Origin of the sequence: Clostridium sp. SGI.024, assembly GCF_050315195.1 — a bacterium.
GTDB lineage: Bacteria > Bacillota > Clostridia > Clostridiales > Clostridiaceae > Clostridium.
Genome location: NZ_JBNPON010000067.1, coordinates 1 through 16733 on the forward strand (window position 1 = coordinate 1; position 16733 = coordinate 16733).

Below are 16733 nucleotides of genomic sequence, written 5' to 3' on the forward strand. Positions count from 1 at the left end.
TAGGCTTTCTGGGAATAATATAGTTACTAATTTATTTATTAACCTCTTCTTGTTTCTAATTATTGTTCTTCTATCTTTATCAAGTTTCTCTGCTAATTCTTCATCTGTACTTATTTTTCTTTCTTCTTGATTCAGATACTTATATTTTATTATGTCAAAGTATTTATCATCTTTTATTTTATCTAGTGCATTATCTATTCTTTTAAGATCTCTTTCTGTTTCCATCTTTTCTAATTTGTATTTTTCTTTAAGCTCTGAATATCTATCTTGTTGACTACTTCCTCCAGCTGAACTGTAAACTACTATACTTTTTGACTTTTCAGGTAATCCATATTCCTCTAGATCTTTTATTGCTTCTTCTTTTTGTATTATTGCTTCTTTTAAATTTTCATAATTATAAAGTAGCAACTCTACTCTTTTGTAAAAGGGTATGTCTTTTTTTATTCTATTTGAAGTATTTAACTTTTTAATAATTATATCTGCTATATCTGCACTTTTTGAATCTATAGTTTTCTCTATAGTTTTCTTAACATTTTCATTTATTATATCTATATTGCTTTTCTCTTTACTCACTTTTACCAACTCCATTTAGTACTATTATTCCATTTTCACATTTAAGAGTTTTACTCTTCTTAAGACATATATGCCCCGAATTATTCCATCTTCAAGCTGCATTGTTACACATATTTATTACCTACTATTTCATTTTCATTAATTTCGTTAAATAGTAGCATAGCATTAGGTGCATTTTCTATCCACCAACTACCTTCAATAAATTTAACTTCTCCAGTAATCTCAAAGTCTCCTCTACCTAGTATTGGTGGTGTTTGATATACTATATCACCTTCATATATATCATTCCCACTTATATCTGTTATCCCTGTATTTTGTAATAATTCTATATCTTCGAATTTAGCATAAAAGTTTTATTATCGTCAATCTCAATATTACCTAATAATGCTACTTCATTTTCAAAATCTATTTGTATAACCTCATAAATTTTATTATTCCTTTTATGATATGCTCTAAATCTTATTTCTCTACTCATAATCTTTAACTCCTCATTTCTTTATATTAAACTTCCATCAATTAAAAACACCATATATGGCTCTGAACCTTTGCTTACATATTCATTAAAGTTATTTATTAACTTGTTAAAATCCTCTATCTTATCTTCTTTTGTTTCACAACCTTCTATTACTCCCTTTTTGAATCTTTCTAATGCTTCTTCTTTTGTTATTATATCTGGTCTAAATGATTCCTCTTCTTCATCTAAATCAGCTATATTTTCTTTATATCCTATTTTTGCATACTCTTCATTACTTGCTAATATTAATGCATAATACTCATATTTATTAAATTCAAAAAACTTCATTTCTTTACCCATTCTTCTAACTCCTTTGTTATTTAATAAGTCCTTTATATAAATTTCTATCATCAAATTTAAAAAATTTTCTATGCCTTCCCTTATATGTTTCTATCTCTTTAGCTTTTCTTATAGCCTTGTTTTTTTCTTTTAACTTAATCATATTTGTAGTCTGAATTTCTAAATATATAGTTTCTATTGTTTTATATTTTAAGCCTGTATCACTCATTACTTGATTTATTAACTCGCATTTACTTTGCTTATATATGTTTTCAACTATATATTCTCTTGCTATATTGCTTTTAGATGTTAAACGCTTTGCTTCTCTAACCATCTTTAATTCCTCCTATAGCTTTTTATCTATATCTGAAATTAACTTTTTAACTGCAGCTTTAAACTTAGTATTAATTTCTTCATCTTCTATCTCTCTAAGATCTTTAATTATCTCATTAAATCCTTTGGCCACTTCTTCAAAATGAACTTTGAATTTTACTATATTTAAATTTTGACTATCAGTACTACTTACTTTATTTCTTAATTCCTCTAATTCCTTAGTTACTTCTTCAGGAATTGAAGCATTTACTTCTATAGGCTTTTCTTCTAGTTCTTTCTTTAAGTTTTCTATTTCCTTGTAAGCTTCTCCTAATTCAATTGCTTTATCCTGTAGAAGCTTTCTAGATAAATTTAATTCCTCTTCTACTTCAGGATCTGATTCGTTAGTCTCTTCTATCTTATCTTCTAATGCTTTTATATGAATTCTAAGGTTTTCTATCTCTGCTTCTCTATTAATTAACTCATCACTTCTATTTGAATTAATTACTTCTATTTCATTTTTTAAATTTTTATTTTCTTCCTGATACTTTTTGACTTTTGATTCTAATTTCTGCTTTTCTTTAATAGCTTCTTTTAATTCTCTTGTACTCATATGTTCTAAATCATTTTCTTTTACAAATCCTTCCCTCTCTTCAGGAGCTAAACTCAATAGCTCTAAGGCTTGGCTATAACTCAAATTCGCATACGTTTGCGAATTTAAATTTTCTCCTAAAAGTGATATTTGACTGGATCCATACTCTTTAAAAATCTTCATTAAATTATTGGCAGTTCTTTGGCTATAATCTACGGAGCTCTCTAGCCAATTTGCCCACTCTCCATGTCCAACAATTTCTTTAGCCTCTACTAATCTTCTTCCAATTTCAATAGATTTATATAAAACTATATTTCTAGTCTGATCTTTTATAGCATTTATTTCTGCAGCTATCATTTCTACTGTTCTAACTCTTTCTATGTTACTCATTGCTAAATCCCCCTAAGATATTTTCTTATCATTATTCTTGTTTTTTGATTTATTTATCTTTAACTTCTTAAATTCATCTAAGAAGTTATTTAATTCTTCTGTAGGTGGACAATTTCTTTTCCCTCTAACTTGAATTATTACATTTCTATTTATCTCCATAGTGTAAAATGGCTTGTCTATATTATTTTTCTCTCTTATAACTAATATATTTGTTTTTCCATTAGCATGACTTTTGGAATATCCACCTACACAATGATGCAATTCTTTTCCTTCATCAATTATCTCTTTAGTTGATGTTACAGCTCTTATGAGATATTTTTCATCTTCAAAGGAATATTTTGAATTAATAACCTCTTCTCTTTTCTTTATTTGTTTATCTAAAGCTTTATCTTCCTGGTATTTTATTTGCTTTATTGTGTTTTGATGTGCTGTATATAAATCTTTAGGAAATAATACACTTTCTTTTGTAATATCCATCTTAAACTTTTTACAATCTCTTATATAATCTCTCCAATCACTTATTACTCCTAATAAGGGTCTAAAAAACTTGTTAGTATAATATTTTTCTTGTACTTTAACATATTTATTGATTTTATATATAGTCGTATATGTTAATAGTTCCTTGAAATGTTTAAATTCATGCTCTACTAATATTTCTAAATACTTTAATTCCTCTAAAGACAGTTTATTTTTTTCTTTACTATTAAGCTGGTGTAATCTCATAAAGCAAGGTGTTTTTACTCTATCAAATGCTATTAAGTCTTTTAATTCTCTTTTATTCACTTTCAGCATTTTAAATACACTTTTCCCATTCCAGTTAATAGCACTATAAGTTGCTCTTGGCCTAAGTTTTGATTCAACAATATTTTTAAACCCTAATTTAGTTAAATCTTCTACTCGTGGATATTTACTGAATAATTCAAAGTATTTTAATCCATCTTCATTATTAGCAACATCAATATACTCTTTATACATGCTATATTGATATGGTGTATCTTTTATTGCTGCATCTATACTCTTTAAATTAGTTGCTCTATATACCCTTGAAGCAAAATTGTTTAATTGAAATACTTTATTTCTTTTTTCCCAGCAGTAAGCTTGTTTTTCTATATCCCAATTCTTTGTTAACATTACTGGATCATTTATCTTAAAAACATATAATGATTCAACTTCGTAATAAGTTTTGATATTTGTATAATCTCCTTTATAACTTCTACTAAGAAAGATTCCTTTAGCTACTATTGCATCTTTATCTATTTTTGATTTTTCATAGTGAATAAAATATGCTTCATCCCATAAAATACCCCTGCCCATTCCAGTTGATTTTATTTTTACTTTACTTCCACATCCTGGACAAATAATACTACCATTATGTTGTAATCCTTCCGTTTCATATTCTTTATTGCAGTATGTACAATATCCATACTGTTGTTTTCCTAACCTTACTTTTTGTTCTGTTAATGGATCTATTTTATATCTTTCTTTCCCTCTTCTTTGTATAAACATATACCTACTATTTTTTAAAGCTTCTTCTATAGCAAATTCTTCAATTTCTTTAGTAATCAGTTCTTTTCCAAAATGTTTTAGATAATCATTAACATTAACACTGTTTGCCATTTTCTCACCCTCAAATTTAAATTTTATAAGTATGCATCTAAAGAGATATTTAACATATCCTCTATAGCTTCTTCCTTATTTTCTTTTGGCATAACATCTGCTGCTTTTATATAAGCTGATGCTTTAGGTCCTGACTTTTCGATTCCAAAATATTTTAATACTATTGAAAATCCTTCTTCATCACTAATCATAGCCATATTACCAACTTTAACTTTTTCTGCTGCCTTCCTCATTTCTTCTAAGCTTTTCATAATACTTTTATCATTAGCCAATATTTTCTCTGCTGTAGTTTCATCGTTTTTTATTAATCCTAATAGATATTCTCCTATAACTTTCACATAAGGATTATTTTCCTTTTCCATTTCATCATTAATCTTTGTTATAGCTTCATTAATCATTTATTTATCCTCCAATACCTTTAAATAATCTAAATTTGCATTTTCTCCATAAAATATTTCTTTCATATCTAGATAAGGAATATAGTTATATCCTCTTTTTCCTTTGTTTTCTTTCCATCTATCCCAATATTCAATTACTATCTCTCCTGGAATAAAAAATACTTTATTAAGCTTCTTCATTTGACATAGTATAAAACTTGTCTCATTCATTTCTAATGCTAGTCTTATATATTCTATTTGATGGTCCAGAATATGTTTTAAAGGTAATCCTTTTTCATATTCACTCTCTTTACAGTCAAAACTTATAGATAATCCGCCTTTTACAGTTCCTCTAAAATCTAATGTGCTTTTGCTTTCAGGAAAAGCTGATACTATTTGTTTGCCTCTTCTAACAATATTCCAAGGGGTACTTATCTTTTGTACTAATGCTAGCCCTTTATTTTTATAAAAGGTATTAGCTCTTATTATTTCTTCTTCAAACTTTCTGCCTTTATTGGCCATATCAAAATTCTTTGCCATAAAATCACCTTCTTTAATATCTAGTAAATTTCTTGTCATCTTTATTTGAAATAACTGCAGCTCTACATTGAATATGAATATATTCCATTAACTTCATCTTTGCTCTTATATATTCTTTTAATTCTGACTTCGTATAGTTTTCTTGTGTCCTAATATCTTTAACTCTTAATCTAATCTCATTTAATCTGTCATACATGGCCAATGATAATTGACTTAATTTAAATACCTCTTCCCCTCCTTCTTCTAGTCTTAACTTTTTATATTGTTCCTTTAGGTCCTTACATATTTTTAGGTCCTCGTTTATATTAATCACTTACTATTCACTCCTTTTTTCTTTTTCTCATTTTTGTATAAATATATACTCCTGAATATTTATCAGATATATATGTTTGAGATTCTATAAAAGAAAGTTCTCTAAATTTATTTTCAAAAAACTCCTTATGTAGATTTTCATTTATTGCAATTTTTTCAGCTTTTCTTCTTGTTAATAAAGTTCTATTTATAGTAACTGTCGGCTTTTTCAAATTTTTAGAATATCCTATTCTAGTCTTGCTTTGTGTAGCAATATATCTTGCTACTTTTTCAAACTTTAATTCATCTGCTTGTAGCTTATTAGCATTTGCTATACCTAATCCCCATTTTTGTTCAGCTATATCTCTATCCATTCCAGATAATATTAAATGATGATGTATTCTAGTTCTTTTGCTTTTATTAGGATCCTCTACATAATCTATTACATGAATATATTTAAATTCTTCATTAGATTTATTCTTTTTCCACCAGCGTCTTATTCTATCTAAATAATTATCAATATCTTTTTTAGCTCTTTCCTTATTAGGAACTTTTCCTTTATATGTTAAAGTTATATATAAATCTCCATTATTAAAGTTAGTATTAACTAATCTTATTACTTCTTTAATCTTATTTTTCTTATTAAGATTTTCTTGTGCTTTTCTTGACTTCTTATCTTTTTTTCCTCTTGGCATATCTCCTTTACATTTCCAAACAGGATAGATTTCTTTTTCAACCATTTCTCCACTTACTATTGTCTTAATTACATAAACATAATTATTATTTATTCTTAGATCTTCATACCTCTTTAGATTTTCTATTTGTTTATTGTATTCTGATTCATAATCATAATTCTCATATAACTTTCTTATCCTATTCTTATTCATATCTAATCCTCATTTTATCTATGTTTTAAATAAATATGTCCGAGATAATAATACCTATTACAAGCTCGGTTAAAGCCTCAAAAAAAGTAAAAAATAATAAGGTGTTTGACATACCTAAATCCATAGTTTAAAATGAAAATATCTAATGCTTTAAAACCTTATTGGTTAACAGATTACTTTTATGGCGTAAAAGTAATCTGTTTTATTTTTTACTATTGTATATTTTATAAATACATGTAATATAGCTTGTACTACTATCTAAATACTTACAACTAATGCAGCACTTTTCACATACTATATAGCCTTTCCTACAATGTACCCATGCTGTAGCTTTATCATCTTTACAGTTACCACATATCAACATATATCTATAGGTTCTTCTTGATTGGTTTTTAAATTATAAAAAATATGTTTATCTTCTTTTGTTTTTATAAATTTATAATCACTAGGATTAAATCCTTTCTTTGATAAAAGCATCTTTTGCTTCCTTGTTAAATTCTTAGGATTCTTCATATTTTTTATTATCTCCTTGCTTCTCTATAATTCTTTTATTGTTTCTCCAGTTTCAACATCATATATATCCATTGTCTATATCTATTTTTTCTGATATAATCGTGCTGGTAGTTAATGTATCATGCTCAGTCCTTTTGTTATTAGTAACTTGTGACTGAGCAATTTCTTTATTTAGCTCTTCTAAAAATATTTCTCTTATATCCTCTCCAGCTGATGCTCTCTTCCTTACTCTTGGAGCTATATTTAATATATCTAGAATTAGTCCCATATAAATATCTCCTTAAAGCTCTTATTCTCCTTGTAAAATAGCATTTATCTTTAGATACATACCTAGTAATAATCATGCAAATAATTACAAATAGTATTACCCATAAAAGACTTAGTAATATTCCATAACTTATTTTAAGTAAACTAAGAAAATATATTTTAATTACATATAATAAGTACATTATTAGACTCCTTATATGATTCAAATATTTTCTTTTGTTCTTCTGCTACTTCCTTATCTCTCTTGTGACTTAACATTATAGTAACTATATCTTCTGCTCCAAAATATATCAAAGCTTCTTCAAGCATTTTTTGTGTACTCATTTTTTCCTTTCCTCCAAAACTAACTAATATAAAATCGTTATAAATCTCTATCTTATGTTCTTTATTTTCTTTTGTTATTCTAATCTTCTCTTTAAAATCTTTATAAGGTATTACTACACAAACTAATCTCCCTGTCATTTAATACCTCCTTAATTTGATATGTATCACTCAAATATGTTGATTTTTTCTTTGAAAGGGGGTGCTTTACTTGAATTACGAATTCTTTAAAACTATTATTCCTCCAGTAATAGCTGGATTTATAACATATAGAGTGGCCAATAAAAATATTTTTTCTAGCATACGATTAAAGGTAGCTAATGATCAACTTACTAATGTTTATTTGCCTCTCTTTGTTTTTCTAGAACCTCATTTATATAAACAAGCTGATATAGAAATAATTAGAACATTCATAAATATGTTTAATAATATTAAAACTACTAATTATGAACTAATCGATTCAAATTTATTTAATTGTGTTCAGATATTAGAAAATTCAATAAATAATGATAAATATAATCTTGAAGCTTATTATTCTGTTTGCAGTGTTCTAGATAATTTATTTGAAAAAACTAGAAAATTACTAAAGTTACCGACTAGAAGTATTTCTTATAAAATTAATAATAAACAATATAGCAAGACCTTTAATGAAGCTATTAAAATAATTGAAGATGTAACTATTAAATCTGTGTCTCTCTTATTCTTAATGGGTATTTTCATAATTGCCCAAACAATTATTAGCATTTTTATATATTTACTAAAATAGATAAATTATTAAATCAATTAAAAATTTTATTAGAATATAAATTAATAAATAAGCTATGAAAATTTTAATGAAATTTCTCATTTATACTGCTCTTGAACTGCTACTTTTTGAGCAGTTCTTTCTAACTCATTAATTGCATATTCTAATGCTTTTACATCCTCTTCTTTACTTTCTATCTCTTGAAAGTGTTCCATGTCATAATGTAAACTCTTTAATTGATTTAATACTTCTTTCTTATTCATAAGCTTGTCCTCTTCTATTATTTAAAGTCTTTAATTCTTTAATTTTATGTATATTTTCTTTTATAGATTTAGAAAATTCTAAGATTAATTTTTTCTTTTCTGTGTAATCTATACGATAGTTATCTCTAAGATCTTCCTGCTCTTCTATAAGCAACTCATTTTGTTCCACTAATACTTGGATTAATTCTTTAACTTTCATGTTATTCACTACCTTTCTCTATAGTCCTAATGCCATTCGACAATTATTAAGTCTTTCTCTCATAAGCTGATTTTCTTTCTCTAGATCTGAAATTCTTTTTTCTAATCTCTTACGCTCTAAAGGTGATAAAGGGTTTACTTCTCTTAATGCTTCTATTTTTAAAACTTCTTCCATGTAATACCTAGGTGCTTTAAAATTAGGATTCCTTGTAATCCTTCCTTCATTCTCATACGCTATTAAAGAATTATGATTTTCAAATCCCCATCTTTTAGCTAGATTAGGTCTATCTATTAATGTTTGTGTCATTATTAACCCTCCTTCCTAATTCAATTTCTCGCTTTTAGGGGAATTGAATGGCAAAAAAATATCATCCATTGTACATTTGTATAATTCACATAAAATATTCAACTCTGAAATCTTAACATCTCTCTTCCCATTTTCTATTGCTTTTAATGTATCTGTCGAAAATCCAAGATGTTTAACCACTTCTTTTCGAGTTAATTCTGCATTTACTCTTGCAGCTTTTAAACTAACTTTCATCATATCATCTCCTTTTACAACATTATATTCCCCTAAAAGCGAATTTTTTTTCAAAAAAATTTGTATTTTTCCCCTTTTAGTGATATTATTAAATTAATAAAATGTATGGAGTGATAAAAATGTCAGAAAACGAATATAAATTAATATTTTCTAAAAACTTGAAATACTATCTCGAGATTAATAACAAAACTCAAAATGATTTAGTTAATGACTTGGGATTAAGTTCTTCAACAGTTTCAAACTGGTGTACTGGATTAAAACTACCAAGAATGAATAAAATAGAAATGCTTGCTAATTATTTTAACATAAGTAAATCTGATCTGTTAGAAGAAAAAGGTACTGAAGAAAATGATGATGATATACGAAGAATTGAAAGAGCTAGAAAAAAAATGAATCCTGAACAAAAAGATTATATGATGAAAATATTGAGGTCTGTATTTGATGATTTCTTCGAAGATTAGATATAAATTTATAAATACAATCGTTAATGATATTTATATACGCCAAAATATTTGCTCTTTCCCTATTAACTTAATAGATGTAATTAATTCTCTTGATATTAAAATTAAAGTTTTATCTTATAGTCAATTTATGTATTTTTATAATATTCCAAGAGAAGTAGTTTTTGATATATTAACTTCTGATGATGGCTGTTGTGATTATCTATCAGGCAAATATGTAATATATTATAATGATTTAAATAACCTGCCAAAAGAAAGAATAAACTGGACTATTGCCCATGAACTTGGGCATATTTTATGTAACCATTATAAATATTCTGGTACTAAGCTTTTCAATTCTAATTTATCTGAAATAGAATATGAATTTTTAGAAAAAGAGGCTAACTATTTTGCAAGTATGTTATTATCCCATTCAAGTATTCTATTGCAACTTGATATTCATAACCCTTATGAAATTGAAATCTTTTGTAATTTATCAAAACAAGCATCAAAATTTAGATATGAAAACTATCTGCGTTGGAAAAAATTCAAAAACTTAAGTAGCTCAGATAGATATATTATTCGTAATTTTCAAGAATATATTGATTTAAAAAAACAAGAATATATTGAGCATTTAAATTTCATTAATTTATTTAATAAGAAAAAAATTTTAAGCTACTAAATTAAATAAATTAATATAATTTTATACATAAAAATGTGTAATTAAAGGAGTGATTATGTGGAATATAATATAACCTATAGACAAAAAGATAAAGGCTGGCAATTTATTATTTCTTATAAAATAGATGGCAAATGGAAACAAAAAAGTAAACAAGGATTTAATACAAAAAAGAAGCTAAACCAATAGCTGAAAAAATGATAAAAGAAATTATTAATTTATGTAAACTTAATAGTGATATACTAAATAAAAATTACAATACAATTACTTTTAAAGAATTAACTGAAGAATATATAGAACACTCAAAATTATATAAAGAATATAATACAGTTCGTTCTTATCAAAACTATGCTAATGCATTTAAAGATTTAAATGATATTAAAATTATTGATATTAAAAAACCAACAATACAAAAAGTAGTAGATTCTTTAGTTACTTCTAAATTAAGTGCTGCAACAATTAAAGAGTATCTAAAGAGATCTTCACTATTCTTTAAATATTATATAGAAAATTATAATCCCAATTACATCAACCCTATTAATAAAATAGCTTTACCTAAAATAGAAAAAAAATCAAATAAAAAAGCTTTAACAAAAAGTGAATTAGACTTTTTACTAAAGAAATTTAAGTGTACTAATTATGAATTTTATATTATTTCTTTATTAGCTGGAACTTGTGGCCTAAGAGCTGGAGAAATATTAGGTTTAACATGGCCTGATATAGATGAAGTTAATTCTATGCTTAATATTAATAAGCAATGGAAACGCTTAGGTGATAATACTTATGGGTTTGGTATGCTTAAATCTAATAACTCTATGCGATTAGTTCCAATACCACCTAAAACTTTAAAAGAATTAAAAGAGTACCATTCCTCCTCAATAACAGATATAAATAATAGAATATTACCATTTAATGAAGGAAAAATTCATAATATTAATAGAAAACTAAAATTAATGGCTAATATTTCTATCCATGAATTGAGACATACTTATGCTACTCTTTTAATAAGTAATGGTATTGATTTTAAAACTGCTGCCGAACTACTTGGGCATGATGTTGAGCAGCTAATAAAAACATATAGTCATGTAACTAATGATATGATGAATAATACTACAAATAAAATCTCAAAAATATTTTTATAAAAAATTTTTGACGAATTTTTGACGAATAGTGTTTTCCATCTCTCAAACCTAGCTATTTAGCCGTTTGTAGCATTAAAGCTGGATTCCTAGTTTGAATCCATAATTCTCCTGGCCCTTGGAACTTACATACTAGTCCTTCTCCACCAGCAATTGAACTAAATACTCCAGACATAAATTCTACTGAATATTTCATTCTACTGTCCCAAAGCACCATATGATTACTATCTACTATATAGGTTTCCCCTGGTTTAATAACTTTTTTAATAATTGCACCATAAGAGCTAATAACTAAAGTTCCTATCCCTGATGCTTGCATTTGAATTAAGCCTTCTCCTGAAAACATCCCACCTATTCCACCTGATTTTGTAGTAACATTTATTCCTGAAGTAGATGCTAAAAATGTTGATCTTCCAAGCCTATATTCTATACTCCCATCCATTTCTACCAATTTAATATCACCTAAAAACTGTGGTGCTAATAATAACTCACCATCTTCTTTAGCCTTAAATCTTTGAATAAAAAGTCCTTCCCCTGAAAACATTCTTCCTAGTGTTTTTCCTAAGCCTCCTGTTTTAGCCTTTACTTCAAATACTGGGCTCATAGAAACCATAGCTCCTGATTCAACTATATATTCTTCTCCTCTAGTTGCATTAATTTTTAGCACCTTATTGCTATCGCTACATAAAAGCTCAAACTTATTTTCCATTGTACTTCCCTCCATCATAAAACTAAATTGTTATATAATAAATTAATTATATATTCAATACATACTCTATACTATTAACATTAATACCTTCAAATTTTATAACAACTATTAAAGGCATTATATCTTTTATTTTATTAAAAGATTTATAATCAAAAGACTTATCATAATAATTAATTATTGTACTTAATGCTGTTCCATGAGTTCCTATTAGTATATTTTCATTATTATTTTCATTAAGCAGCTTATGTAGTGCTTCTATATTTCTATATTGAACATCCCTTAAGTTTTCTCCTTCTTCAAGACTATAATTAAAATCACTCCATTGCTTTTCTGCAAACTTATTAAAATCTTTTATCCAATTATTAGAGACTTTTCTCTCTCTAAAATCTTCAACTAATTCAATATCCTTATTAGTAAGAGTTGCAAAGTCTTTTATAGTATCAATGGATCTTTTATAAGGGCTTGAATATATTTTAGTTATATTCTTATCTTTTAAGTATTCAGTTACTTTCCTACTATCATTAATTCCCTCTTCACTTAAAGGTCTTAATAATTCATCTTTAATACTGAAGTCTGGTTTTGCATGTCTCACAAAATAAATTACATTCATGTACCTTCCCCCTTTATTTACTCATCTATTTCAGTTCCACCTCATTCAATCCTTCTCGCTTAAATTCTTCAAGCTTTTGCTCTTTAATTTCAATAGGATTTTCCAACGCTTTAAAAACCATCATTACTCTTAATTATCTCCATTTAATAAAACCACATTGTTGGTAAGAAAAATAAATATGGTGCTGTGAAAATTGCTAAAGATATTGCAAGCTTTTTCTTTGAATTTTCTTCTATGGATAAGTGTTTAAAATTACTTTTATAGTTAAACAGGTAAATAAAAAATGAAGTGATAATTGTGGCAAATAATATCCAAGCAACTGAATAAATGCTATCAAAAGGACTATAGGATACTGGCATAGTTAAATTTTTATACCACCATTCTCTAGAAATTCCAGAAAGAAAATTCTCAATTGTTCCTGGAATAATCATAATTATTGTACCTATAAGATCTGCTAAAAATCCATATCCCCAAACCTTCAAAATTGCTTTCCTATATACATTTTTCTTTTCATTAATATTCAATACCTTTAAAGTAATTAAAACAACTAAAGAATCTATTATAAAATTTCCTGGCAAAATTATAATCCATGTAAGTGGAAATAACCAAATTAACCATATTGGAAAAATGAGATTATAAAATTTAATACTTGATTTACTTCTCATAAAATCTCCTCCTAGATATCATATAAATACCTTTTATATTTAAATTAAGAGTTTTGGCTATAATATTTATAATAACTTCTTCTAAAGCAGAAAATGTTGATATACCACATACTAAAGCAATACATATATTTATTCCTAATATTTCATATATTAATGGAGTAAAAATTAATGTTATACCGGCTAATTTATTAGCATAAGTGTGTAAAAATGCTATTTCATTAAATCTTAAAAATCCAATAATTAATGATAAAACTTTAATTATAAAATAGGGATAAACTTATTTATCATAACCACACCTGATAACATCGATAACTATTAAAATAATTAAATCCAACCTTCTCCGCTATCTGTATTTTCTTAATATCTATATCATCAATAAAGAAAATAGTTTTTTCTATGGAAGGTTTATCTTTGAACAATTTATATAACCCTTGTGATAATAACAATTCTTCAACATCTTTTCCTTTATATTTATCTGAAACAGAAAGTCCAAAAATCTCCATTGTATTTTTATCACATTCTTTAATAAAAATACTTCCTTCTATAGAATCTTCCGGTCTATAGACAAAAATTCTCCAGTTGTATAATGTTTCTCTTAACCGTCTACTTGTCCAATAAGTTCTTTGAAAATACTTATCATGATAAGCTGCATAAGTATCAAAATTAGATTTACAGATGTTAAAGATATTATTACTATATTTACATCCTTTGAAGTTGACAGTGCTCAATCTCATATCTAAACAAGAATCTATACATTCATATCTATTTTTAATAAAATAATCATTAGCTTTTATATTTTCTTTAGGAAAGCCAAACAAAGCTCTATAAGTATTATATTCATTTTTTAACATACTTATTAATTTATCCATAACTTCATTATAATTTGTAGAAATATAAATCCCTGTAGTTTGAATATATTTTTCAGACTGAATAAAAAAGAATTGAATTATTGCAATAAGTTTATTATTTTTATAGTATCCAAGCAATATGTTATTATCTTTTAAAAAACTTCCTTCAAAATTTTCTTCAAGCTTGCTTTTTTCATTATACAAAGGATAACTTGAGGTTTCTGGATTTCGACTTAATTTCCAAGCAAAATCAACTGCTATAGATACATCATTCTTACTAATTAATTTCAGCATAAATCTACCTCCTAAATGTCTTATATTTCTTTCTAATAGCATTATACTATTAATATTTTTAAATTTAGGGAAACTCGTAATAGTTCTTCTATTAAGACTTACACTACCTCTTCAATTTCTAATTATATATCTAGTTAAATCATATCCTATATTAATCTACTTTCTTAATAAATTAGTGGCATGATCATAATCCTTTTTATGAACATAAATATAGTATGTCTTTGAATAATCTATATTTTCTCCAAAAGTACCTGTTCTTGCTCGTCTAGATGCTCCAAAAAAACTTGGACTAGTGTCATCAACTATTCTATACTCATAATCAATTCCATTTGCAGAAAGTTTACTAAGTACTTCATTAAAATTATTTAAATCAGAGCCAATAAAAACCTCTTTCCTATTCCAAATCATTATCATACATTTCTCTCCTTTTAAATGCATATTATCTAACTATTTTAGCCATATAGTATTCATCTAAATATTTTCCATCAATATACATTGATTTTCTTTTTATACCTTCAATTTCAAAACCATTTTTCTTATATAAATTTAAAGCTATTTCATTAATAGAAATTACTGTAAGTTCAAGTCTTACAATATTTTTCTCTTCAGCCCATTCATCTAACTTTTTAAAAAATTTTGTCCCAATTCCTCTATTTCTGTACTTTTCTCTTATACCCACAACTATATATGCGCTATGTTTATTTCTTCTTACATTCCCTATCTGAGCTATAATATATCCTATAATTTCATTTCCATCTAATGCTAAAAAGAATAAATCATCACCATCAACAGCGTTATCAACAATACCTTGAAGTCTATCTAAATTCTTAGCTCTTTCTCCTGGTTCATATAGCATAAACTTTGTTTCATAATCTAATTGGTTCATCATATTCCATAAAGCTTCTGTATCTGATTTTTCAATATTTCTAAATATAATATCTTCACTCATAAATCTTATTTCCTATCCCTTTCTATTTAGTACTCCTAAGGTTCTGCCATTTTCTCCATTATATATCTTCTTCTGTATATTTTTATTTACTTTTATAAAATTAAATCCATTTAATATAATCATTTTGCAAATTATTTATCTAATAAATTTTGAATAACTTTAATATTACTTCTAAGGTGTTCTATATTTTTACTACCTATAAAATAAGACCTGCATTTACTTTCATTAACAAGATACTCTAAATACTTTTTAACAGTTACATAGTCATTTGCTTTTCCTTGTCCTATAGAGCCACTGACATGAACATCTAAATTATATTTATTTGCACATTCAACAATTGATAATTTGCTTTTTTTATAGTTTTGGTTTTTATATTCAACACATGCTCTATTTTCTATATTTATAGGCAACATTAAATGTTTAAAATGATGTTTTGTTGTTACACTTTCTACAACTTCCATTACTTTTTCAAGAGAAATATACTGTCTATCAGTTTCTTCAAGTTGAAAAGCCTCCCAAGTAGCCATTCCATATTCTCTTATTTTCCCCTTCTTTACCATATTTTCAAATGAAATAATGATGTTCTTTAATCTTTCATAAAATTCTTTCGAACCATAATGTCTAATAGAAAATTCTAATTCATGCATATAATAAATATCTATAGTTTCTAAATTCAAATGTTTCCTACTCAATTCAAGAGCATACTCAAAATATTTAGGGTTCATAGTTAGCCAAAGTGTTTCTTCCATATACACATCTTCTTTAGTTAATATACCTGTATCTATTAACTTCTCATTCATGTAGTTGATAGGTCTAAGCATTATCTCTCCATCACCTGGAATTATACCAGCTTTAGAGGATACTATAAATTCATTTCTATTAAGACTTCCATCTTCTATAAGTTTAGTTACTACAAAACCTATATCTCTTTCAGACCTCATTCCCCTATAATTAATACAAGTGTCAATAAAGTTTACTCCATTTAGTAATGCATATGTGATTGATTCCCTAAAAAGTCGTGAGTCTTCATCAGTAAAATCACCAATAAAAGTTCCTAACCCTAGTTTAGAATAAGTATATTTATCAGTTTTTCTATACCAATTATCTTTTACCTTTTGATTCTTAAAATAATTTGTTGTTCCTTGCAAATCTGCATATCCCTTAATCATATATTCCCCAC

General features: G+C 26.2%; 32 protein-coding genes. 6 read left to right on the top strand and 26 right to left on the bottom strand.

Going from position 1 to position 16733, the window contains the following annotated elements:
- The 15 genes from ACQRD5_RS14370 to ACQRD5_RS14440 form a co-directional block, all read right to left on the bottom strand.
- The coding region (locus ACQRD5_RS14370) for a hypothetical protein (RefSeq protein ID WP_427746981.1) at positions 1-573 on the bottom strand (573 nt) is incomplete at its 3' end.
- A 104-nt stretch (positions 574-677) separates the two neighbouring features.
- A complete protein-coding gene (locus tag ACQRD5_RS14375) occupies positions 678-902 on the bottom strand; it encodes a YopX family protein (RefSeq protein ID WP_369293038.1) in 225 nt (74 codons plus the stop codon).
- Positions 899-1048, bottom strand: coding sequence for a hypothetical protein (locus ACQRD5_RS14380; protein ID WP_291630557.1), 150 nt, complete (start codon positions 1046-1048; stop codon positions 899-901). Before ACQRD5_RS14380 ends, ACQRD5_RS14375 begins: the two co-directional genes overlap by 4 nt.
- Positions 1049-1069: 21 nt before the next feature.
- On the bottom strand, positions 1070-1387 hold the full coding sequence (locus ACQRD5_RS14385; RefSeq protein ID WP_291630559.1) for a hypothetical protein: 318 nt from the start codon (positions 1385-1387) through the stop codon (positions 1070-1072).
- Positions 1388-1403: 16 nt separating this feature from the next.
- Entirely contained in the window at positions 1404-1700 is a 297-nt protein-coding gene (locus ACQRD5_RS14390) for a hypothetical protein (RefSeq protein WP_320901056.1), read from the bottom strand.
- Positions 1701-1712: 12 nt separating this feature from the next.
- On the bottom strand, positions 1713-2660 hold the full coding sequence (locus ACQRD5_RS14395; RefSeq protein WP_427746982.1) for a DUF3102 domain-containing protein: 948 nt from the start codon (positions 2658-2660) through the stop codon (positions 1713-1715).
- 12 nt (positions 2661-2672) lie between these two features.
- The gene (locus ACQRD5_RS14400; RefSeq protein WP_320901058.1) at positions 2673-4277 is read right to left on the bottom strand and encodes a PcfJ domain-containing protein; all 1605 of its coding nucleotides are present in this window, start codon (positions 4275-4277) and stop codon (positions 2673-2675) included.
- A gap of 23 nt (positions 4278-4300) precedes the next feature.
- On the bottom strand, positions 4301-4675 hold the full coding sequence (locus tag ACQRD5_RS14405; protein ID WP_320627504.1) for a Cas9 inhibitor AcrIIA9 family protein: 375 nt from the start codon (positions 4673-4675) through the stop codon (positions 4301-4303).
- On the bottom strand, positions 4676-5233 hold the full coding sequence (locus ACQRD5_RS14410; RefSeq protein WP_320627503.1) for a Holliday junction resolvase RecU: 558 nt from the start codon (positions 5231-5233) through the stop codon (positions 4676-4678). It lies immediately after the preceding gene.
- Positions 5208-5507 (bottom strand): hypothetical protein, encoded by a 300-nt coding sequence (locus ACQRD5_RS14415; RefSeq protein ID WP_320627502.1) that lies wholly within the window; start codon positions 5505-5507, stop codon positions 5208-5210. The genes ACQRD5_RS14410 and ACQRD5_RS14415 overlap by 26 nt, the downstream gene beginning before the upstream one ends.
- Before the next feature lie 7 nt (positions 5508-5514).
- On the bottom strand, positions 5515-6372 hold the full coding sequence (locus ACQRD5_RS14420) for a rolling circle replication-associated protein (RefSeq protein ID WP_320901061.1): 858 nt from the start codon (positions 6370-6372) through the stop codon (positions 5515-5517).
- Positions 6373-6574: 202 nt separating this feature from the next.
- The gene (locus ACQRD5_RS14425; RefSeq protein WP_320901063.1) at positions 6575-6736 is read right to left on the bottom strand and encodes a hypothetical protein; all 162 of its coding nucleotides are present in this window, start codon (positions 6734-6736) and stop codon (positions 6575-6577) included.
- The gene (locus ACQRD5_RS14430) at positions 6730-6885 is read right to left on the bottom strand and encodes a DUF6906 family protein (RefSeq protein ID WP_291630573.1); all 156 of its coding nucleotides are present in this window, start codon (positions 6883-6885) and stop codon (positions 6730-6732) included. Before ACQRD5_RS14430 ends, ACQRD5_RS14425 begins: the two co-directional genes overlap by 7 nt.
- A gap of 58 nt (positions 6886-6943) precedes the next feature.
- Positions 6944-7153 (bottom strand): hypothetical protein, encoded by a 210-nt coding sequence (locus ACQRD5_RS14435; RefSeq protein WP_291630575.1) that lies wholly within the window; start codon positions 7151-7153, stop codon positions 6944-6946.
- A 158-nt stretch (positions 7154-7311) separates the two neighbouring features.
- Positions 7312-7614, bottom strand: a complete 303-nt coding sequence (locus tag ACQRD5_RS14440; protein WP_294365403.1) for a hypothetical protein — start codon at positions 7612-7614, stop codon at positions 7312-7314.
- 70 nt (positions 7615-7684) lie between these two features.
- Here ACQRD5_RS14440 and ACQRD5_RS14445 point away from each other — a divergent pair, with 70 nt between their 5' ends.
- Positions 7685-8239 (top strand): hypothetical protein, encoded by a 555-nt coding sequence (locus ACQRD5_RS14445; protein ID WP_291630580.1) that lies wholly within the window; start codon positions 7685-7687, stop codon positions 8237-8239.
- 77 nt (positions 8240-8316) lie between these two features.
- Here ACQRD5_RS14445 and ACQRD5_RS14450 read toward each other — a convergent pair whose 3' ends face one another.
- The 4 genes from ACQRD5_RS14450 to ACQRD5_RS14465 are packed head-to-tail and all read right to left on the bottom strand — an operon-like array spanning position 8317 to position 9274.
- A complete protein-coding gene (locus tag ACQRD5_RS14450; protein ID WP_294365399.1) occupies positions 8317-8481 on the bottom strand; it encodes a hypothetical protein in 165 nt (54 codons plus the stop codon).
- Positions 8474-8680: a hypothetical protein gene (locus tag ACQRD5_RS14455; RefSeq protein WP_291630582.1), complete on the bottom strand. Its 207-nt coding sequence runs from the start codon at positions 8678-8680 to the stop codon at positions 8474-8476. Before ACQRD5_RS14455 ends, ACQRD5_RS14450 begins: the two co-directional genes overlap by 8 nt.
- A gap of 18 nt (positions 8681-8698) precedes the next feature.
- Positions 8699-8986 (bottom strand): transcription factor, encoded by a 288-nt coding sequence (locus tag ACQRD5_RS14460; RefSeq protein ID WP_291630584.1) that lies wholly within the window; start codon positions 8984-8986, stop codon positions 8699-8701.
- A gap of 15 nt (positions 8987-9001) precedes the next feature.
- Positions 9002-9274 (bottom strand): helix-turn-helix transcriptional regulator, encoded by a 273-nt coding sequence (locus ACQRD5_RS14465; protein ID WP_294364730.1) that lies wholly within the window; start codon positions 9272-9274, stop codon positions 9002-9004.
- A 65-nt stretch (positions 9275-9339) separates the two neighbouring features.
- On the opposite strand from ACQRD5_RS14465, the gene ACQRD5_RS14470 reads away from it, so the two are divergent.
- Genes ACQRD5_RS14470 through ACQRD5_RS14485 form a run of 4 tightly spaced genes read left to right on the top strand, consistent with a single transcriptional unit; the run spans position 9340 to position 11481 of the window.
- Positions 9340-9681, top strand: a complete 342-nt coding sequence (locus ACQRD5_RS14470) for a helix-turn-helix domain-containing protein (RefSeq protein WP_291630588.1) — start codon at positions 9340-9342, stop codon at positions 9679-9681.
- Positions 9662-10342 carry an ImmA/IrrE family metallo-endopeptidase gene (locus ACQRD5_RS14475; RefSeq protein WP_294167017.1) on the top strand — a complete coding sequence of 227 codons (681 nt, stop codon included), beginning with the start codon at positions 9662-9664 and terminating at the stop codon, positions 10340-10342. The genes ACQRD5_RS14470 and ACQRD5_RS14475 overlap by 20 nt, the downstream gene beginning before the upstream one ends.
- A gap of 57 nt (positions 10343-10399) precedes the next feature.
- Positions 10400-10528: an Arm DNA-binding domain-containing protein gene (locus tag ACQRD5_RS14480; RefSeq protein WP_320901067.1), complete on the top strand. Its 129-nt coding sequence runs from the start codon at positions 10400-10402 to the stop codon at positions 10526-10528.
- A gap of 8 nt (positions 10529-10536) precedes the next feature.
- Entirely contained in the window at positions 10537-11481 is a 945-nt protein-coding gene (locus tag ACQRD5_RS14485) for a site-specific integrase (RefSeq protein ID WP_320901069.1), read from the top strand.
- Positions 11482-11533: 52 nt separating this feature from the next.
- On the opposite strand, the gene ACQRD5_RS14490 is transcribed toward ACQRD5_RS14485, so the two are convergent.
- The 3 genes from ACQRD5_RS14490 to ACQRD5_RS14500 form a co-directional block, all read right to left on the bottom strand.
- Positions 11534-12187, bottom strand: coding sequence for a TIGR00266 family protein (locus ACQRD5_RS14490; RefSeq protein ID WP_294167006.1), 654 nt, complete (start codon positions 12185-12187; stop codon positions 11534-11536).
- 46 nt (positions 12188-12233) lie between these two features.
- Positions 12234-12797 (bottom strand): histidine phosphatase family protein, encoded by a 564-nt coding sequence (locus ACQRD5_RS14495; protein ID WP_320627500.1) that lies wholly within the window; start codon positions 12795-12797, stop codon positions 12234-12236.
- Positions 12798-12940: 143 nt separating this feature from the next.
- Positions 12941-13462, bottom strand: a complete 522-nt coding sequence (locus ACQRD5_RS14500) for a hypothetical protein (protein ID WP_320627499.1) — start codon at positions 13460-13462, stop codon at positions 12941-12943.
- 53 nt (positions 13463-13515) lie between these two features.
- On the opposite strand from ACQRD5_RS14500, the gene ACQRD5_RS14505 reads away from it, so the two are divergent.
- A complete protein-coding gene (locus ACQRD5_RS14505; protein ID WP_291631818.1) occupies positions 13516-13659 on the top strand; it encodes a hypothetical protein in 144 nt (47 codons plus the stop codon).
- 87 nt (positions 13660-13746) lie between these two features.
- Here ACQRD5_RS14505 and ACQRD5_RS14510 read toward each other — a convergent pair whose 3' ends face one another.
- The 4 genes from ACQRD5_RS14510 to ACQRD5_RS14525 form a co-directional block, all read right to left on the bottom strand.
- On the bottom strand, positions 13747-14604 hold the full coding sequence (locus ACQRD5_RS14510) for a hypothetical protein (RefSeq protein WP_291631820.1): 858 nt from the start codon (positions 14602-14604) through the stop codon (positions 13747-13749).
- Between the two features lie 156 nt (positions 14605-14760).
- Positions 14761-15018 (bottom strand): hypothetical protein, encoded by a 258-nt coding sequence (locus tag ACQRD5_RS14515; protein WP_291631822.1) that lies wholly within the window; start codon positions 15016-15018, stop codon positions 14761-14763.
- A 25-nt stretch (positions 15019-15043) separates the two neighbouring features.
- Positions 15044-15553: a GNAT family N-acetyltransferase gene (locus ACQRD5_RS14520; protein ID WP_320901073.1), complete on the bottom strand. Its 510-nt coding sequence runs from the start codon at positions 15551-15553 to the stop codon at positions 15044-15046.
- A 131-nt stretch (positions 15554-15684) separates the two neighbouring features.
- On the bottom strand, positions 15685-16733 hold a 1049-nt coding region (locus ACQRD5_RS14525), incomplete at its 5' end, for an aldo/keto reductase (RefSeq protein WP_427746983.1).